1 pseudogene is annotated in these 20,874 nt (G+C 75.9%); it reads right to left on the bottom strand.

The annotated features are described in order from the left end of the window. Positions 1 to 20,820, bottom strand: a pseudogene (locus RM788_RS50555) (type I polyketide synthase); the annotation flags it as partial. Positions 20,821 to 20,874: the final 54 nt, after the last annotated feature.

Here is a 20,874-nt window from a genome sequence, read left to right as displayed (position 1 = left end):
TCACTCGTCGTCGGGGAGACCGGAGCCGCCCATGGCCAGTCGGACCAGTTCGTCGGCGTCCAGCTCGCTCAAGTCCTTCGGGGCGCCGTCGGACGCGGGTTCGTCCGCGAGCCGCAGCAGGCCGTCCAGCAGCCCGGCGGCCCGCAGGCGGTCGACCGGGATCGTGCGGAGCAGGTCCCGGACCGCGCCGTCCCCGAGCACCGGGTCCGCAGGCGCGGCGGGCACCTCCGGGGCGAGCCGGACGGCCAGGTGGGCGGCTACGGCGGCAGGAGTCGGGTGGTCGAACACCAGCGTCGGCGGGAGCCGCAGCCCGGTCGCCGCGCCGAGCCGGTTGCGCAGCTCCACCGCGGTGATCGAGTCGAACCCGGTCTCGCCGAACGCCCGGTCGGGGTCGACCGCGGCCGGTCCGGTGTGGCCGAGCACGGCCGCCACCTGGGTGCGCACCAGCTCGTCCAGCAGCAGTTCGACGCCCTCGGCGTCCAGCGCGGCCAGCTTGCGCCGCAGGTCCGCTCCCCCGTCGGCGGGAACGGCGGCGGCCGCGGTCCGACGGGTGCGCCTGCCGGTGACGAGTCCGCGCAGCAGCGGGGGCTCCTCGCCGGGCCGCACGCCGCGCAGGTCGATCCGCAACGGCAGCAGCAACGCCCGGTCGGGCCGGGCCAGGGCCGCGTCGAACAGCGCGAGCCCTTCGGCGTCGGACAGCTCCCCGACGCCGTCCCGGTGTCCTCGGGCGACCTGGGCGTCGCCGAGACCGCCGGTCATCGCGCCGCGGCGGGCCCACAGGCCCCACCCGAGCGACTGCGCGGGCATCCCGCCCGCACGGCGACGGCGGGCCAGCGCGTCCAGGAACGCGTTGGCCGCGGTGTAGCCGGCCTGGCCCGGCGACCCGGTGGTGCCCGACGCCGAGGAGAACAGCGCGAACACCGGCAGGGGGCCGGTCAGCTCGTGCAGGTTGAGCGCGCCGTCCACCTTCGGGCGGAGCACGTGGTCGAGCTGGTCGGCGGTGAGCGCGGTGACGGGGGCGTCGTCGACCACCCCGGCGCAGTGCACCACCCCGGCCAGCGGCCGGTCGGCGGGGACGGCTGCCAGCACGTCGGCGAGGGCCTGCCGGTCGGCCACGTCGCACGCGGCGGACGTGACGTCGGCGCCGAGGGCGACCAGGTCGTCGACCAGTTCGGCGGGAGCCCCGCCGCGGCCGACCAGCAGCAGGCTCCGGACCCCGCACGCGGTGACCAGGTGCCTGCTGACCGCGCCGCCGAGCACACCGCCGGCACCGGTGACCAGCACGGTGCCGTCCGGGAGCCAGGGCGACCCGGTGGTGGTCGCCGCCCCCGCACGCGCCAGTCGTGGCACGCGGATCCTGCCGTCGCGGAGGGCGACCTGGGGTTCACCGGTGGCCACGGCGGCGGCGAGGACGTCCTCCGACGCGGGCAGCCCGTCGGTGTCGGCGAGCACGAACCGGCCGGGGTGTTCGGCCTGCGCGGTGCGGAGCAGCCCCCAGACGGCGGCACCGGCCAGGTCGAGCACGTCCTCGTCGTCGACTCCGACGGCCCGCCGGGTCACCACGACCAGGGGCCGGTCCTCGGTCTCGTCCTGCTCCAGCCTGGTGCGGACGGCCTCCAGCGCGCGGTGCACGGCCGCGCGCACGGCGGCGCCGTCCTCGCCCGCCGGGTCGATCCGGACCACCACGGGTTCGGTGCGCGCCGGGGCGGCGGGCACCTCCGGCCAGTCCAGCACGAACAGGGAATCCGGCGCGGACCCGAGCCCCGCCACGGGCAGGGGCCGGGCCACCAGGGAGTCCACCGACACGACCGGCGCTCCCGTCGGGTCGGCCAGCAGGACCTGCGTCCCGCCGTCCGACGTGGGCGCGAGCCGCACCCGGACCGCGGTCGCGGCGGTCGAGTGCAGCCGGAGACCGGTCCAGGAGAACGGCATGGACACCGTCCGGTCACCCGAGCCCGCCGCGTCCAGCCAGGACGCGTGCAGCGCGGCGTCGAGCAGCGCGGGGTGGACGCCGAACGCGCCGGGCTCGCCGGGCAGGGTCACCTCGGCGAACACCTCGTCGCCCCGGCGCCACGCCGCGGTCAGCCCGCGGAACACGGGCCCGTAGTCGTACCCGGCGGAGGCGAAGTCGCCGTAGAGGCCGGTGATGTCCACGGTGGACGAACCGGCAGGCGGCCACTCCCCCGCCAACGTGCGGTACTCCTGCGGCAGCGGCGAATCGCCAGGGGCCAGCACGCAGGTCGCGCGCGGCTGCCACGGGCCCTCGGCACCGGTCCGCGAGTAGATCCGCGCCTGGCGGGTGCCGTCGGGGCCGGGCTCGTCGACCTGCACCTGCACGGTGAGCCCGCCGGTCTGCGGCACGACCACCGGCGCCTGGAGGGTGAGCTCCTCGACGTTCGGGCAGCCGACCTGGTCGCCGACCCGGATCGCGGCCTCGGCGAGCGCGGCGCCCGGCACGACCACCGCGCCCAGCAGGGCGTGCTCGGCCAGCCAGGGCTGCGCGGCCAGCGACAGCCGCGCGGTGAACAGGTACGAGTCGCCGCCCGCCAGCGAGACGCCCGCGCCGAGCAGCGGGTGGTCCAGGTCGAGCAGGCCCGCGCCGGACACGTCACCGGTCGTCGTGGCCGGGCCGTCGGGCCAGTACCGCTCGTGCTGGAACGGGTAGGTGGGCAGGTCGATCCGGGTGCCGCCGGACAGGCTCGTCCAGTCGACGTCGACCCCGTTCACCCACGCGCGGGCGAACGACTCGAGCACCCGCTCCAGGCCGCCCTCGTCCCGGCGGAGCGTGCCGGTCACCGCGACCTCGCGGCCCAGCCCGAACGCGGTCTCCTCGATGCCGGGCACCAGCACCGGATGCGGGCTCGGCTCCACGAAAACCCCGTACCCGTCGCCGATCAGGCCGTCCACGACGTCGGCGAGCCGCACCCGTTCGCGCAGGTTGCGGAACCAGTAGTCGCCGTCCGCGGCGGCTCCGCGCATCCACTCGCCGGACACCGTCGAACGCCAGGGGATCACCGGCACCAGCGGCGTCACGTCCCGCAGCAGCTCCGCCAGCTCGTCGCGGATCTCCTCCACCACGGCGGAATGCGACGCGTAGTCCACCGCGATCCGGCGCACCCTGACCGATCCGCAGCGGGCGACGAACCCGTCCAGCGCGGCGGTCTCGCCGGACACCACCACCGACGCCGGTCCGTTCACCGCCGCGATCGACACGCCCTCGCCCAGCAGCGCCTCGACCTCGGCGAGAGGAGCCGCGACCGACACCATCCCGCCACGACCCGCCAGATGTCCGATCGCCTTGCTGCGTTGCGCAACCACCCGTGCGCCGTCCTCCAACGACAACGCCCCGGCCACCACGGCGGCCGCGATCTCACCCTGCGAATGCCCCACCACGGCCGACGGCTCGACCCCGGCGGAACGCCACACCTGGGCCAGCGACACCATCATCGCCCACAGCACCGGCTGCACCACGTCCACGCGCAGCAACAGGGCCTCATCAGCCAGCGCCTCACGCAAAGACCAGTCCACGAACGGCGCCAACGCCCGCTCGCACTCCCCCATCCGCTCCGCGAACACCGCCGAGGACTCCAGCAGTTCCAGCCCCATGCCGACCCACTGCGAGCCCTGACCGGGGAACACGAACACCACCCGGCCGTCGGACGAGGCCACACCGCTCAGCGCGGCGAGGTCGTCCAGTCCGGCCAGCAGCTCGTCCCGCTTGCGGCCGACCACCACCGCGCGGTGCGCGAACGCCGTCCGCCCGGCGAGCGACGCGCCGATGTCGGCGGGATCCGCGTCGAGGTCCGCCACGTGGGCCGCCTGCGCCCGCAGCGCCGGGGCGGTCTTGGCCGACAGCACCCACGGCAGCACAGCGGGAACCGGAACGGGCTGGACAGCGGCGGCGGGCGCCTCCTCGATGATCAGGTGCGCGTTGGTTCCGCTGATCCCGAACGCCGACACGCCCGCCCGGCGGGGACGCTCGGAACGGGGCCACGCCACCGGTTCGGTCAACAGCGCCACCGAGCCCGCCGACCAGTCCACTTCGGACGTCGGCTCGTCCACGTGCAGGGTGCGCGGCAGGAGGCCGTGCTTGAGCGACAGCACCACCTTCAGCACCCCGGCGACACCGGCGGCGAGTTGGGCGTGGCCGATGTTCGACTTCACCGAGCCGAGCCGCAGCGGGACGCCCGAACGGCCCCGGCCGTAGGTGGCCAGCAGCGCGTCCGCCTCGATCGGGTCGCCCAGCGTCGTGCCGGTGCCGTGCGCCTCGACCGCGTCCACGTCGTCCGCGGTCAGCCCGGCGGCGGCCAGGGCCTGGCCGATCACCCGGCGCTGCGCGAGCCCGTTGGGCGCGGTCAGGCCGTTGGACGCGCCGTCGGAGTTCACCGCGGACCCCCGCACGACGGCCAGGACCCGGTGCCCGAGCCGCTGGGCGTCGGAGAGCCGTTCCAGCAGCACCATGCCTACGCCCTCGGACATGCTCATGCCGTCGGCGGCACCGGCGAACGGCTTGCACACGCCGTCCGGCGCGAGCCCGCGCGTCTGGCTGAAGCCGACGAACCCGGCCAGGTTCGCCATGATCGTCACGCCACCGGCGAGCGCGAGCGTGCACTCACCGCCGCGCAACGCCTGCGCGGCCAGGTGGATCGCCACCAACGACGACGAGCACGCCGTGTCCACCGTCATCGCCGGGCCTTCCAGGCCGAGCGCGTAGGAGATGCGGCCGGACGCGACGCTGCCGGAACCGCCGGTCACGGAGTGGCTGTCGACGACGTCGGAGCCGGGCCGCGGGGTGTAGCCGTTGACCGCGCAGCCGACGAACACGCCGGTCCGGGTGCCGCGGCAGGACGCCGGGTCGATGCCCGCGCTCTCGATGACCTCCCACGACGTCTCCAGCAGCAACCGCTGCTGGGGGTCCATCGCCAGGGCTTCGCGCGGCGAGATGCCGAAGAAGTCCGCGTCGAAGTCGCCGGCGTCGCGCAGGAAGCCGCCGCGGTTGGTCGAGGACTTGCCGGGCACGGCGGGTTCCGGGTCGTAGAGCCCGTCGAGCGCCCAGCCGCGGTCGGTGGGCCAGTCGGTGATGACGTCACGGCCTTCGGCCAGCACGGCCCACAGGTCGTCGGGGGTGCGGACGCCGCCGGGGAACCGGCCGCTGATGCCCACGATCGCGATCGGCTCGTCCACGGCGGCCGGGGTCGCCTGCTCCTCGGGCGCGGCCTGCTCGCCGCGCAGCACCTCGCGCAGGTGCCGGGCCAATTCGTGCACCGTGGGGTAGTCGAACACCACGGCCGCGGGCAGCCGCAGGCCGGTGAGCGCGGTGAGCCGGTTGCGCAGGTCCACGGCGGTGAGCGACTCGAACCCGAGGTCGCGGAAGGCGCGGGACGGGTCCAGGTCGCCACTGGTGTGGCCGAGCACGTCGGCGGCCTGCGCGCGGACGAGGTCCTGCAGCACGCGGTCGGCCTCGGCGGCGCTCAGCCCGGACAGGCTCCGGACCAGGTCGGACTCGACGACCGGGGACGCGGTCTCCGCCGTCCCGACCTCGGGGATCTCGGTGAACAGCGTGGACGGGCGGGCGGAGGTGAACACGTCGACGAACCGCGACCAGTCCACGTCGGCGACGGCCAGCACGGTCTCGTCGTCGTCCAGGCACCGCCCCAGCGCGCCGACGGCCACCGCGGGGTCGAGGAACGGCAGGCCGCGGCCGCGCAGGCGGGCCAGGTCCAGCCCGCCGGGCAGGACGAGGTCGTCGGTGAAGCCCGGCGAATCCCATACGCCCCAGGCAACCGACGTGGCCACCTGCCCGCGGGCGCGGCGGCGCTGGGCGAAGGCGTCGAGGTAGGCGTTGGCGGCGGCGTACGCGCCGTGGTCGCCACTGCCCCAGACGCCCGCGATGGACGAGAACAGCACGAACGCGTCCAACTCCGCGTCGGCCAGCGCGGCGGCGAGGTGTTCGGCGCCCATGGCTTTGGCGTCGAAGACGCGGGCGAGGTCGCCGAGCGGTGTCGTGGCGAGCGAGCCCAGTTCCATCGCGGCGGCGGCGTGCACGACCGCTCTGACCGGCGTGCCCTCCTCCGCCAGGCGGCGCACCAGCGCTGCTACCGCGGCCGGGTCGGCGACGTCGCAGGCGGCGGTGGTGATCCGCACGCCGGGCAGGTCGAGGTCGGGTTCCGTGCCCCGGCGGCTGGGCAGCACGACGTGCTCGGCCCCGGCGTCGGCCAGCCAGCGCACGACGTGCGGGCCGACCGCGCCGGTGCCACCGGTGACCAGCACCGTGCCGGACGGGTGCCACTTCCGGCGCTTCGGGGACGCCGACGCCCGCACCAGGCGGCGGACCAGGACACCCCCTCCGCGCACGGCAAGTTGGTCCTCGTCACCGCCTGCGGTGAGGGCTCGGGCGAGCAGCGCGGGATCGCAGTCGGCGGGCACGTCGACCAGACCGCCCCAGAGGCGCGGGTGTTCCAGCGCGGCGACCCGGCCGATGCCCCGCACGGCCGCGGCCGCGGGGTCGACGTCCTCGGTGCCCTGCGCCACGGCGTTCCGCGTCACCGTCCACAACGGACCGTCGACCCCGGAGTCCAGCAGTGCCTGGAGCAGCAGGGTCGTGAGCGCGAGCCCGGACGGCAGGGCCGGGTGCTCCGGGTGGTGGCCGTCGGCGAAGGCGAGCAGGGACAGCACGCCGGCCACCGGTTCGGCCGCCGCGTCGGTCAGCAGACCAGCGAGCGCGGCCCGGTCCGGGAAGCCGTCGACCTCGACGACCACCGGGGTCTCGACGGCTTCGAGCGCCCACGGGACTTCGAGACCGGCGGGCACGACCACCAGCCAGGTGCCGGTGACCGGAGCGGCGGGCTTCGCGGGCAGGGTGCGCCACGCTTCGCGGTAGCGCCAGCCGTCCACAATGGACGATTGCCTGGTCCTCCGCCGCCACGTCGACAGCGCTTTCAGCGCTGGGGCGAACGTCTCGGCGGGGGTGTCGAGGGTGTTGGTGAGGGCATCGATGTCCTCGCGGTCGACGGCGTTCCAGAACGCGTCGTCCACCGGGTCGGCGACGGGGGTGGTGCGCAGCCAGAAGTGCTTGTGCCGGAACGGGTAGGTGGGCAGCTCGACCCGCCTGCCACCGCCGAACACGCCCGCCCAGTCCACGGCGACGCCGTGCACCCAGGCCCGCGCGGCGGCTTCCAGCAGCCGGTCCCGGCCGCCTTCGTCCCGGCGGAGCGTGCCGGTCACGGCGACCTCGCGACCCAGCCCGAACGCGGTCTCCTCGATGCCGGGCACCAGCACCGGGTGCGGGCTCGGCTCGACGAACACGCCGAACCCGTCGTCGACCAGGCTCCGCACCACGTGGTCGAGGCGGACCTGATCGCGCAGGTTGCGGTACCAGTAGTCGCCGTCGGCGTCCGCGCCGCGCATCCAGTCACCGGTCACCGTGGAGCGCCAGGCGACCTCGGGCACCCGTGGCCGCACATCGCGGAGCAGGTCGGCCAGCTCGTCGCGGATCTCCTCCACCACGGCGGAGTGCGAGGCGTAGTCCACCGCGATCCGCCGTACCCGCACCGATCCGCAGCGGGCGACGAACTCGTCCAGCGCGGCGGTCTCGCCGGACACCACCACGGACGTCGGCCCGTTGACCGCCGCTACGGACACGCCCTCGCCCAGCAGCGCCTCGACCTCGGCCAGCGGAGCCGCTACCGACACCATCCCGCCACGACCCGCCAGGCGTCCGATCGCCTTGCTGCGCAACGCGACCACCCGTGCGCCGTCCTCCAACGACAACGCGCCCGCGACCACGGCAGCGGCGATCTCGCCCTGCGAGTGGCCGACGACCGCCGACGGCTCTACACCCACCGAACGCCACACCGCCGCGAGCGACACCATCACCGCCCACAACACCGGCTGCACCACGTCCACCCGTTGCAACAGGGCCTCATCAGCCAGCGCCCCGCGCAGCGACCAGGCCACGAACGGCGTCAAAGCCCGCTCGCACTCCCCCATCCGTTCCGCGAACACCCTGGACGTCTCCAGCAGCTCGACACCCATGCCGACCCACTGCGACCCCTGACCGGGGAACACGAACACCACCCGGCCGTCCGACCCCGCCGTGCCGCTCACCACGCCGGGCCCGAGCCCGCCGCCCGCGATCGACTCGATCCCGGCCAGCAGCTCGTCCCGTTCCCTGCCGACCACGACCGCGCGGTGCGCGAACGCCGTGCGCCCGGCCGCGAGCGACAGGCCGACGTCGGCGGTACCGAGGTCATCGGCGTCCACGAGCCGGTCGGCCAGTCGGCGGGCCTGCTCCCGCAGCCCCTCCGCGCTGCGGGCGGACAGCACCCACGGCAGCACGCCGGACGCGGCGACCGGCGACTCGACCGCCGGGGGCTCCTCGATGATCACGTGCGCGTTGGTGCCGCTGATCCCGAACGACGACACACCCGCCCTGCGAGGACGGCCCGACCGCGGCCAGGCCACCGGCTCGGCCAGCAGCCCCACCGCGCCCGAGTCCCAGTCGACCTCGGACGACGGCTCGGCCACGTGCAGCGTGCGCGGAAGTTCCTCGTGCCGCAGGGCGAGCACCATCTTCAGCACACCCGCGACGCCGGCGGCGGCCTGGGTGTGCCCGATGTTCGACTTGACCGACCCCAGCCACAGCGGGTCGCCCGCGCGGCCCTGGCCGTAGGTGGCCAGCAGCGCCCCGGCTTCGATCGGGTCGCCAAGGCGGGTGCCGGTACCGTGCGCCTCCACCGCGTCCACGTCGGCGGCGCTCAGCCCGGAAGCGGCCAGCGCCTGCCGGATCACGCGTTCCTGCGACGGCCCGTTCGGCGCGGTCAGCCCGTTGGACGCGCCGTCCTGGTTCACCGCGCTGCCGCGCACGACGGCCAGCACCGGGTGTCCCATGCGGCGGGCGTCGGAGAGCCGTTGCAGCAGCACCACGCCGACGCCCTCGGCCACGCCGAAGCCGTCCGCCCGCTCGCTGAACGCCTTGCTCCGGCCGTCAGCGGCGAGACCGCCCTTCCGGCCGAACTCCAGCAGCCCGTCCGGGGCCGCCATGACGGTCGAGCCGCCCGCGATCGCGAGCGTGCACTCACCGGTCCGCAGCGCCTGGGCGGCGAGGTGGATGGCCACCAGCGACGACGAGCACGCCGTGTCCACGGTGACCGCCGGGCCCTCGAAGCCGAGCGCGTAGGAGATGCGGCCGGACGCGACGCTGCCGGAGTTGCCGGTGGCGACGAACCCGGCGGCGGCCTCGTCCGAGCGGGCCACCAGCATCAGGTAGTCGTGGCTGCTCAGGCCGATGAACACGCCGGTCGACGAGCCGCGCAGGCCCGCCGGGTCGATGCCCGCGCGTTCCAGCGCCTCCCACGACGTCTCCAGCAGCAGCCGCTGCTGCGGGTCCATGGTCAGCGCCTCGCGCGGCGAGATGCCGAAGAAGTCCGCGTCGAAGCCCGCCGCGTCGGCCAGGAACGCGCCCTCGGCGACCTGGTGTTCCAGATCGGAACCCGAGTAGAGGGCGTCGAGGTCCCAACCGCGGTCGACCGGGGGTGGGCCGACGGCGTCGCCGCCGGCGCGCAGCAGGTCCCACAGCTCGGCGGGCGTGTTCACGCCGCCGGGGTAGCGGCAGCCCATGCCGACGATGACCACCGGGTCATCGCCGGTCACGACCGGGGCGACGGGCGTCGTGACCCGTTCGGCCGTGCCCAGTGCCGTGGCGCGCAGGTGCGCGGCCAGCCGGAGCGCGGACGGGTGGTCGAACACCAGGGTGGCGGGCAGTCGCAGACCGGTGGCGGCGGCGAGGCGGTTGCGCAGCTCCACCGCTGTCAGCGAGTCGACGCCGAGGTCGCGGAACGCCGTGTCGACGGGCACCGACTCCGCGGAGGGGTGGCCGAGCACGACGGCCACGTTCGACCGCACCAGGTCGGTCAGCAGCCGGTCGGCCTCGGGGGTGGTCAGCGCGGCGAGCTGCCGCGCGAACGTGGACAGGTCCGCCACGGCCGCCCCGGCGCTGCGGCGGCGCTTCGCGGCGACCAGGCCGCGCAGCAGCGGCGGCACGTCGGCCTCGGCGCGGACGGAGGTGTCCAGCGCGACGGCGACGGCCAGCGCCTCGTCGAGCACGTCACCGGCGTCGAACAGGGCGAGGCCGTCGGCGGTGGACAGGGCGCCGACGCCGGAGCGGTGCATCCGGTCGAGACCGGACGCCGCGCCGCTGTCGCGCCACAGCCCCCAGGCGATCGAGCGCGCGGGCAGGCCGCGGGCCCGGCGGTGCTGGGCGAGGCCGTCGAGGAACGCGTTGGCCGCCGCGTAGTTGGCCTGGCCGGGGCTGCCGAACACCGACGCCCCGGAGGAGAACAGCACGAACGCGGCCAGGTCCAGGTGCGCGGTGAGGTCGTGCAGGTGCCGGGCGCCGTCCGCCTTCGCGCGCAGGGCGGTGTCCAGCCGCTCGGGGGTGAGGTCGGCGAGCAGGCCGTCGTCGAGGACGGCCGCGGTGTGCACGACGGCGGTCAGCGGGTGCTCGGCCGGGATGTCCGCGATGACGCGGGCGAGGGCGTCGCGGTCGGCGACGTCGCAGTCCACGAGCACGACGGTCGCACCCAGCGCGACCAGGTCGTTCTTCAGCTCGGTGGCCGCGGACGCGGTGCGCGAGAGCAGCAGCAGGCGCCGCGCTCCGCGACCGGCGACCAGGTGCCGGGCGAGCTGCCCGGCGAGCGCTCCGGTGGCGCCGGTGAGCAGCACCGTGCCGTCGGGGTCCCACGGCCTCGGCAGTCGGACGGCCACCTTGCCGACGTGCTTGGCCTGGCCGATGTGCCGCAGCGCGTCGGGCAGCCGGGTGATGTCCCAGATCCGCAGCGGCAGCGGCAGCAGCGCACCCGACTCGAACAGCGCGAGCAGGTCCCGCAGCATCTCCTGGGTCCGCTCGGGACCGGCCTCGCTGAGGCCGAACCCGCGGTACCGCACGCCGGGGTGGGTCTCGGCGACCACGGCGGCGTCGCGGACGTCGGTCATGCCCAGCTCGACGAACCGGCCGCCGCGCGGCAGCAGCCGCAGGGAGGCGTCCACGAAGTCGCCCGCCAGCGCGTTGAGGACGACGTCGACGCCGCGCCCGCCGGTGGCGTCGAGGAACCGCCGCTCGAACTCCAGGGTCCGCGAGGACGCCAGGCGCGTCCCGCCCAGGCCGGTGGCGGTCCACTTCGCCGGGCTCGCCGTGCCGTAGACCTCGGCGCCCAGGTGCCTCGCCAGCTGCGCGGCGGCCATGCCGACGCCGCCCGCGGCCGCGTGCACCAGCACCGACTCGCCCGCTTGGAGCCCGGCGACGTCCACCAGGCCGTAGTAGGCGGTGAGGAACACCGCGGGCACCGCCGCGGCCTGCTCGAACGACCACTCCCGCGGCATCGGAGCGACCAGCCTGCGATCCACCACGGCCGTGGTGCCGTAGGCGTGGAAGATGCCGAAGACCCGGTCACCCGGAGCCAGGTCGGTGACGCCCGGCCCGGTCTCCACGACCACGCCCGAGCCCTCCACGCCCAGCGGTCCCGCCGCCTCGGCGGGCATCATGCCGAGCGCGTTGAGGGCGTCGCGGAAGTTGACGCCCGCCGCGCGCACCGAGATCCGCACCTCGCCCGCGGCGGGGGCGGCCTCCGGCGACGCGACGACGGCCAGGCCCTCCAGGGTGCCGCGGCCGGTGTGCTCGATCCGCCAGCCCTGGCGCCGCCCCGGCGGCACGAGCCGTCCGCCGGTAGCCGCGCGCACCAGCCGTGGCGCGAACGCCGTACCTCCACGCAGCGCGACCTGCGGTTCCGCGGTTCCCGCCACCGCGGCGGGCACCTCGGGGCCGTCGGTGTCGAGCAGCCCGAACCGGCCGGGGTGCTCCGACTGCGCCGAGCGCACCAGGCCCCACAGCGGGGCCTGCTCGACATCCACGTCGTCGCCTTCGGCGGTCGCGACGGCCTGGCGGGTCACCACGACCAGCCGGGCCGCGGTGAACCGGTCCTCGGCCAGCCACTCCTGCAACGCGCCGAGCACGCGGCCGAGCTGGTCGCGCACGTCGCCGGCGGCCGGGGCCAGCAGGACGACCTCGGGCACGTCCACGACCTCGGCGAGGGTGGCGTGCGCGCGGGCTCCGGGAACGCTGAGCCCGGTGCCCACCACCACGACCGGGCGGACCTCCTCGTTGGGTGTGGGAGACCACTCGACGCGGAACAGCGAGTCCCGCAGCACGGAGTCGCCCGCGGTCAGCTGGTCGGCGGAGAAGGGGCGGGCCACGAGCGAGTCGACCGACACGACGGGCGCGCCGGACGTGTCCACGGCGTCCAGGGCCACGGCCTCGGAGCCCGCGGCGCGGATCCGCACCCGCAGGGCCGTCGCGCCCGCGGCGTGCAGGGACACCCCGGACCACGAGAACGGCAGCCGGAAGCGGTCGTCGCCGTCGAAGAAGTCGCCGAACGCGGTCGCCTGCACGGCGGCGTCGAGCAGCGCCGGGTGCAGGCCGAACTCGTCGGCCTCGCCGACCAGGCCGTCGGGCAGCGCGACCTCGGCGAACACCTCGTCCCCGGACCTCCACGCCGCCCGCAGGCCGCGGAAGGCGGTCCCGTAGGCGTGGTCGGTGCCCTCGGCGGCGGCGTAGTGGGCGGCCACATCCACCGGTTCGGCGCCCGGCGGGGGCCAGGCAGCGGTCCACGCGGCCGGGGCGGGCTCGTCGGGGACCAGGACACCGGAGGCGTACCGGGTCCACGGCACGTCGTCGGGCGCGTCGTCGGGGCGGGCGTGCACGTGGACCGTGCGCGCGCCCGTGCCGTCCGCGGCACCCGCCACGACCTGCACCGCCATGCCGCCGCGCTCGGGCAGCAGCAGCGGTGCTTCCAGGACCAGCTCGTCGATCCGGCCGCAGCCGACCTGGTCACCCGCGCGGACGGCCAGCTCCAGGAACGCGGTGCCGGGCAGCAGGACCGTGCCGCCCAGGGCGTGGTCGGCCAGCCACTCGTGGGTGCCGGTGGACAGGCGTCCGGTGAGCAGCAGGCCGTCCTGCTCGGCGAGCAGCACCGACGCGCCGAGCAGCGGGTGGTCGGCGGTCGCCTGGCCGACGGACCGGACGTCGCCGGGGGTGCGGGCGGACTCCAGCCAGTAGCGGCGGCGCTGGAACGGGTAGGTCGGCAGCTCGACGTGCCTGCCGCCGGTGGTGCCGAGCACCCGCGTCCAGTCGACCGCGCCGCGCCGGACGTGCAGCTCCGCCACGGACTTGAGGAACCGGTCCGCGTCGCCGTCGTCGCGGCGCAGCGAGCCCACGGCGACCGCGTCGCTCCCGGCGTCCTCGGCGATCTCGACGAGCGCCGAGACCAGCGCGGGGTGGGGGCTGCACTCGACGAACAGGTCGTGCCCGTCGGCGAGCAGCCGCCGCACGGTCCCCACGAAGTCGACCGGGCGGCGGGCGTTCTCGAACCAGTAGCCGGCGTCGAGGGAGGCGCCGGGCGTCGGTTCGGCGGTCACCGTGGAGTAGAAGGCCACGTCGCCGTCGGTCGGACGCAGCTCGGCCAGTGCTTCGAGGAGCGGCCCGCGCACCGGCTCGACCTGCGGGCTGTGCGTCGCGCCGCTGGCCGGGACCACCCTGGCCCGCTCCCCCGCGGCCTTCCACCCGGCGACCAGTCCGGTGACCGCGTCGATCTCACCGGAGATCGACGTGGCGGTCGGCCCGTTGACGCCGGACACCACAACGCGGTCGCCCCAGGGCGCGAGGTCCGCGCGCACCCGCTCGGCGGGCAGCGCGACGACGGCGATCACGCCCTTGCCGACCAGTTCCGCCGCGAGCAGCGTGCTGCGCAGCACGAGCATCCGGGCGGCGTCGGCCAGCGGCAGCACGCCCGCGACCACGGCCGCGGCGACCTCGCCCTGCGAGTGGCCGACCACGGCCGCCGGTTCGACGCCGTGCGAGCGCCAGAGCGCGGCCAGCGACACCATGACGGAGAACAGCACCGGCTGCACCACGGTGGTGTGGTCCAGCCCCGGAGCGCCGTCGGCCTGGTTCAGCACGTCGAGCACCGACCAGCCGGTGTGCGGGCGGAACGCCTCGTCGCACTCGCGCAGCCGGGTCGCGAACACCGGGTGCGCGGCGGCCAGGTCACGGCCCATGCCGACCCACTCGGAGCCCTGGCCTGGGAAGACGAACACCGGCCTGGTGCCGCCGCGGCCGACCTGTCCGATCACCACGGAGGGGTCGGGCAGGCCGTCGGCGAGCGCTGCGAGTCCGCGCGCCAGGTCGCCGACGACCACGGCCCGGTGGTCGAACGCGGCCCGCCCGGTGGTGAGGGTGAACGCGATGTCGGCCGGTGCCAGGTCCGGGTGCGCCTCGACGTGGTCCAGCAGGTCCCGCGCCTGCTCGCGCACCGCGTCCGCGCTGCGGGCCGACAGCGGGAACGCCAGCGGACCCGACTCGACCGCCGGGACGCGTGCCGGTTCGGGGAACTCCTCGATGATCACGTGCGCGTTGGTGCCGCTCACGCCGAACGACGACACCCCCGCCCGGCGCGGCCGCCCGTTCGGCGTCCAGTCCCGCGCCTCGGTCAGCAGCTCCACCGAGCCGGAGGACCAGTCCACCTCCGGCGTCGGAGCGTCCACGTGCAGGGTGCGCGGCAGGATCGCGTGCCGCAGGGCCAGCACCATCTTGATCACGCCCGCCACGCCCGCGGCGGCCTGGGCGTGGCCGATGTTCGACTTGACCGACCCCAGCCACAGCGGGTCGCCCGCGCGGTCGCGGCCGTAGGTCGCCAGCAGCGCGCCCGCCTCGATCGGGTCGCCGAGCCGGGTGCCGGTGCCGTGCGCCTCGACGGCGTCCACGTCGCCCGCCGCCAGCCCGGACGCGGCGAGCGCCTGCTGGATGACCCGGCGCTGCGCGGCGCCGTTGGGGGCGGCGAGCCCGTTGGACGCGCCGTCCTGGTTGACCGCGCTGCCGCGCACGACGGCCAGCACGGGGTGGCCGTGGCGGACCGCGTCGGACAGCCGCTCCAGCAGCACGACACCCGCGCCCTCGGCCATGCCGACGCCGTCGGCCGCGGCGGCGAACGCCTTGCTGCGGCCGTTGGGGGCGAGGCCGCGCTGGCGGCTGGAGTCCACGAACAGCAGCGGTGTGGACATGACGGTGACGCCGCCCGCGACGGCCAGCGAGCACTCGCCGTTGCGCAGGGCCTGCGCGGCGAGGTGGATGGCCACCAGCGACGACGAGCACGCCGTGTCCACGGTGATGGCGGGGCCCTGGAACCCGAACGTGTAGGAGACCCGGCCGGACAGCACGCTGGGCGAGTTGCCGAGGCCGACGAAGTCGACGGCCTCCTCCGGGATGCGGTCCAGGCGCAGGGTGTAGTCGTTGGACATCACCCCGGCGAACACGCCGGTGTCGCTGCCGCGCAGCGAGTCCGGGTCGATGCCGCCGCGCTCGAACGCCTCCCAGGTGACCTCCAGCAGCAGCCGGTGCTGCGGGTCGGTGGCGATGGCCTCGCGCGGGGAGATGCCGAAGAACGCCGGGTCGAAGTCGGCGGGGTCGACCAGGAACCCGCCCTCGCGGGTGTAGGTCGTGCCGGGGTGGTCGGGGTCGGGGTGGTAGAGCCCGTCCACGTCCCAGCCGCGGTCGCGCGGGAACTCCGACACCGCGTCGGCCTCGCCGGACACCAGGTCCCAGAACCGCTCGGGGGTGTCGGCGCCGCCGGGCAGGCGGCAGCTCATCGCGACCACGACGATCGGGTCGCCGTCGACGGCCGCCGCGGGGGCGGCCGGGGTGACGACGGGCGCGTCCGCCGAGTCGAACAGCCGTTCCAGCAGGTGCGCGGCCAGTTCGGCCGGGGACGGGTGGTCGAACACGAGCGTCGCGGGCAGCCGCAGGCCGGTCGCGGCGGCCAGCCGGTTGCGCAGCGCGACGGCGGCCAGCGAGTCGAAGCCCAGGTCGCGGAACGCGCGGCGGGCGTCGACGTCGTCCGCGGAGCCGTGGCCGAGGACGGCGGCGACGTGCCCGCGCAGGGTCTCGGTGAGCAGCCGGGTCCGGCCGTCGGTGGGCAGCGCGGCCAGGTCGCGGGCCAGGCCGGACGCGCCGTCGCCGGTCAGCGCGGCGAGCGGGCGGCGCACGGGCGTGCGGACCAGGGCGCGCAGCACCGGCACGACCAGCTGGTCGCGCAGCGCGGTGACGTCCACGGACATCGCGGTCAGGAACGCGGGCCCGGCGTCCACGGCCGCGTCGAACAGCGCGAGGCCCAGCGCGGTCGGCAGCGGCCGCATCCCGGATTCGGCGATCCGCCGCAGGTCGTCCGCGCCGAGGTGGCCGGTGAGGCCGGTCGGGGTCTCCCACAGCCCCCACGCCACGGACACCGCGGGCAGGCCGTGGTGGCGGCGGTGCTGGGCGAAGGCGTCGACGAAGGCGTTGGCGGCGGTGTAGCCGCCCTGGCCCGCGCCGCCGAGCAGGCCCGCGCCCGAGGAGAACAGCACGAACGCCGACAGGTCGAGGTCGCGGGTCAGCTCGTGCAGGTGCACGAGGGCGTCGACCTTCGGCCGCAGGACCGGGCCGAGCCGGTCGGCGGTGAGCGAGGTGACCACGCCGTCGCTGAGCACCCCGGAGGCGTGCACGACGGCGGTCGGCGGGTGTTCGGCGATCAGGGCGGCGAGCGCGTCCCGGTCGGAGACGTCGCAGGCGACGGCGGTCGCGGTGGCGCCGTGCGCGGCCAGTTCGGCCACCAGTTCGGCCGCACCGCCACCGCGTCCGGCCAGCACGAGGTTCCGCACGCCGTGCTCGACCACCAGGTGCCGGGCCACGATCCCGCCGAGCACACCGGTGCCGCCGGTGATCAGGACCGTGCCCTCCGGGTCCCACGCGGGCCGTGCCCCGGCCGGGGTCCGGACCAGCCGCGGCACCAGGACCTCTCCCCCGCGCACGGCGACCTGGTCCTCGTCGGGGCCGAACGCGCCGAGCCCGGCGGCCAGGTCGGTCTCGGCGTCGAGGTCGAGCAGGCCGAAGCGGTCGGGGTGCTCGGACTGGGCGGACCGGATGAGGCCCCGCGCGGCCGCGGCGGGCAGGTCGAGCACGTCCTCGCCGTCGCGCGCGGCGACCGCGCGACGGGTGACGACCACCAACCGGGAGTCTAGGTAGCGCTCGTCGGCCAGCCACGTCTGCACCAGCTCCAGCGCGGCGCGCACGGCCTCGTGCGTGGCGGCCACGACGTCGGTGGAGTCCGTGCCGCCGATCCGCGCGACCACGACCGGTGCCACGTCGGGCAGTTCGGCCCAGCCGGTCGCCGGGGCGGTGCCGGGCAGCCGTGCCCAGTCCAGCCGGAACAGGGCGTCGCGGAGCGGGTCGCGGCCGGTCTTCAGGCCGCCGACCGGGGTCGGCCGCAGCAGCAGCGACTCGACGGTCAGCACCGGGGCACCCGCGCCGTCGCGGGCTTCGAGGGCGAACCCGTACGGCCCGGCCGGGGTCAGCCGCATCCGCAGGGCGGCCGCTCCGGCGGCGTGCAGCGTCACGCCGGACCAGGAGAACGGCAGCCAGCCCGCGGGGGTCGTCCCGGCGCCGGAGGCGTGCAGCGAGGCGTCGAGCAGCAGCGGGTGCAGGCCGTAGGCGGTGGCCGTGCCGCGGTGGTCCTCGGGCAGCTCGACCTCGGCGAACACCTCGGCGCCGAGTCGCCAGGCGGCGCGCAGGCCGCGGAACGCGGGGCCGTAGTGGAAGCCAACGCCCGCGAAGTCGTCGTAGAGGGTGGACACGTCGATCGGCTCGGCCCCGGCGGGCGGCCACGCGGTCTCGGTGGCGGGCGCGGGAGCGGGGGTCGGGGCGAGGACGCCGCCGGCGTGGCGGGTCCAGTCGTCGTCGCCGACGCGGCCGAACACGGTCAGCGGTCGGCGGCCCTGCTCGTCCGGCGTGCCGACGGCGACCTGGATGGTGACCGCGCCGTCGTCGGAGAGCAGCAGCGGCGCTTCGAGGGTCAGCTCCTCGACCCGGCCGCAGCCGACCTGGTCGCCCGCGCGGATGGCGAGTTCCAGCAGCGCGGCGCCCGGCAGGAGGACGGCGTCGCCGACGGCGTGGTCGGCCAGCCACGGGTGCGTGCGGCGGGACAGCTGCCCGGTGAACAGCACGCCGTCGCCGTCGGCGACCGACACGACGGCGCCGAGCAGCGGGTGGTCGGGGGTGCCCAGCCCGGCGGCGCGGAGGTCGCCGGTCGCGGGCACGGTCTCCAGCCAGTAGCGCTTGCGCTGGAAGGCGTAGGTGGGCAGGGCGATCACGCGGGGCGCGTGCGGGGCGTGCGCCGCGGACCAGTCCACGACGACACCCGCGGCGTGCAGCTCGCCGAGCGTGGTGAGCACGCGCCGCGAGCCGCCGTCGTCCCGACGCAGCGAGCCGAGCGCCACCGCCGCCGACCCGGCCGTCTCGGCGGTCTCCTGCACGGCGTTGGTGAGCACCGGGTGCGGCCCGACCTCCAGCACGACACCGTGACCGTCGGCCAACGCTGCCCGTGCGGCCCGCTCGAACTCCACGGTCCGCCGCAGGTTCCGGTACCAGTAGGCGGCGTCGAGCCCGGCCGTGTCGAGCAGGCCGCCGGTGACCGACGAGTAGAACGCGATGTCCGAGGACACCGGGGAAACGCCGTCCAGCGCGTCCAGCAGCTCCTGCTCGATCCGTTCGACGTGCGCGGAGTGGGACGCGTAGTCGACCGGCAGGACGGTGGCCCGGACATCGCGGCCGTGCAGCCGATCGCGCAACACCACCAGCGCCGCGGGGTCGCCGGAGACGACCGCCGACGACGGGCCGTTCACCGCCGCCAGCGAGAGGTCGCCGGTCAACAGGTCGCGCACCTCGGCGGCGGGCAGGGCGACGGACATCATGCCGCCCATGCCGCTCAACACCTTCAGGGCCCGGCTGCGCAGCGCGACCACGCGGGCACCGTCCTCAAGGGACAGTCCTCCCGCGACCACGGCGGCGGCGATCTCGCCCTGCGAGTGCCCGATCACGGCGTCCGGGGTGATCCCGCAGGACTCCCACAGCGCGGCCAGCGCCACCATCACCGCGAACAGGACGGGCTGCACGACGTCCACCCGCTCCAGGCCGGGTCCTTCGCCGCGCAGCACCTCCGGCAGCGACCAGTCCACGTGCGGGGCCAGCGCGTCGGCGCACTCCAGCAGCCGGTCGCGGAACACCGGGGACGTGTCGAGCAGGTCGACCGCCATGCCCGCCCACTGCGTCCCCTGGCCGGGGAACGCGAACAGGACGTCCGGCGCGTCGCCGGAGGCCACACCGCGGACCGCGTCGGTCGACGGCGAGTCCGCGGCCAGGTCGGTCAGCTTGGCCAGGAACTCGGCCCGGTCGGCGCCGATCAGCACCGCGCGGTGCTCCAGCGCCGCGCGGGTGGTGGCCAGGGAGTGCGCGACGTCCGCGACCCGCGTGTCCGGCCGCTCCGCCAGGAAGTCCGCCAGCCGCCCGGCCTGACCGCGCAGCGCGGCCCCGGTGCGGCCGGACAGCACCCAGGCGACCGGGGAACCGTCCACGGCGCCCGCGGGTTCCGGTTCGGCGTCGGGCGCCTGTTCGAGGATGACGTGGCTGTTGGTGCCGCTCACGCCGAACGACGACACGGCGGACCGGCGGGGGCGGCCGGTGTCCGGCCACCGCTCGGCGGAGGTCACCAGCCGCACGGTGCCGTCCGACCAGTCCACCGCGGGCGTCGGCCGGTCGACGTGCAGGGTCGCGGGCACGATCCCGGCCCGCATGGCGAGCACCATCTTGATCACGCCGCCGACCCCGGCCGCGGCCTGGGTGTGCGCGATGTTCGACTTCAGCGACCCCAGCAGCAGCGGCCGTTCGCGCTCCTTGCCGTAGGTCGCGATCAGGGCCTGGGCCTCGATCGGGTCGCCCAGCGGGGTGCCGGTGCCGTGGGCCTCCACGACGTCCACTTCGGACGGTGCGAGCCCGGCGCCCGCCAGCGCGGTGCGGATCAACCGCTGCTGCGCGGGCCCGTTGGGCGCGGTGAGCCTGCTGCTGGCGCCGTCCTGGTTCACCGCGGACCCGCGGATCACCGCGAGCACCGGGTGCCCGTTGCGGCGCGCGTCGGACAGCCGTTCCAGCAGGAGCAGGCCGACGCCCTCGCCCCAGCCGGTGCCGTCGGCCCCGGCGGAGAACGACTTGCAGCGGCCGTCGGCGGCCAGCCCGCCCTGCACGGCCATCTCGGCGAACGCGGCGTCGGTGGACATCACCATGACGCCGCCCGCCAGCGCGAGGTCGCACTCGCCCGACCGCAGCGACTGCCCGGCCAGGTGGATGCCGACCAGCGAGGAGGAGCAGGCGGTGTCGATGGAGACCGCCGGGCCCTCCAGACCGAACGCGTAGGCCACGCGACCGGACACGATGTTGTCCGAGCTGCCCTGCCCGAGGTAGGGCCGCACCTCGTCGGACACGGCCAGCGGGCGGGACGCGTAGTCCTGGTACTGCACGCCGGCGAACACACCGGTCTTGCTGGTCTTGAGCGAGGTGGGGTCGATCCCGGCCCGCTCGAACACCTCCCACGCGGTCTCCAGCAGCAGCCGCTGCTGCGGATCCATCGCGAGCGCCTCGTGCGGGGAGATGCCGAACAGGTCCGCGTCGAACCCGGCGACGTCGTCCACGAAGGCCCCGGTGCCCTCGATGGCCCAGCCGCGCTCGGCCGGGAACGGGGTGATCGCGTCGACCTCGCCCGCGACCAGGTCCCACAGCTCCTCGGGGCTGGTCACCCCGCCGGGGTAGCGGCAGCCCATCGCCACGATGGCGATCGGCTCCCCGCTGCCCTCCTCGACCTCGCGCAGGCGGGCCTTCGTGCGCTGGAGGTCCGCCGTCACGCGCTTGAGGTAGTCGCGGAGCTTGTTCTCGTTCACGGGAGTCCTCACGGTCGGCACTTCGCG

The sequence above is a fragment of the Umezawaea sp. Da 62-37 genome, assembly GCF_032460545.1.
GTDB lineage: Bacteria > Actinomycetota > Actinomycetes > Mycobacteriales > Pseudonocardiaceae > Umezawaea.
Note: the sequence above shows the minus strand (reverse complement) of the source record. Positions and strands in the feature narration are given on the sequence as shown.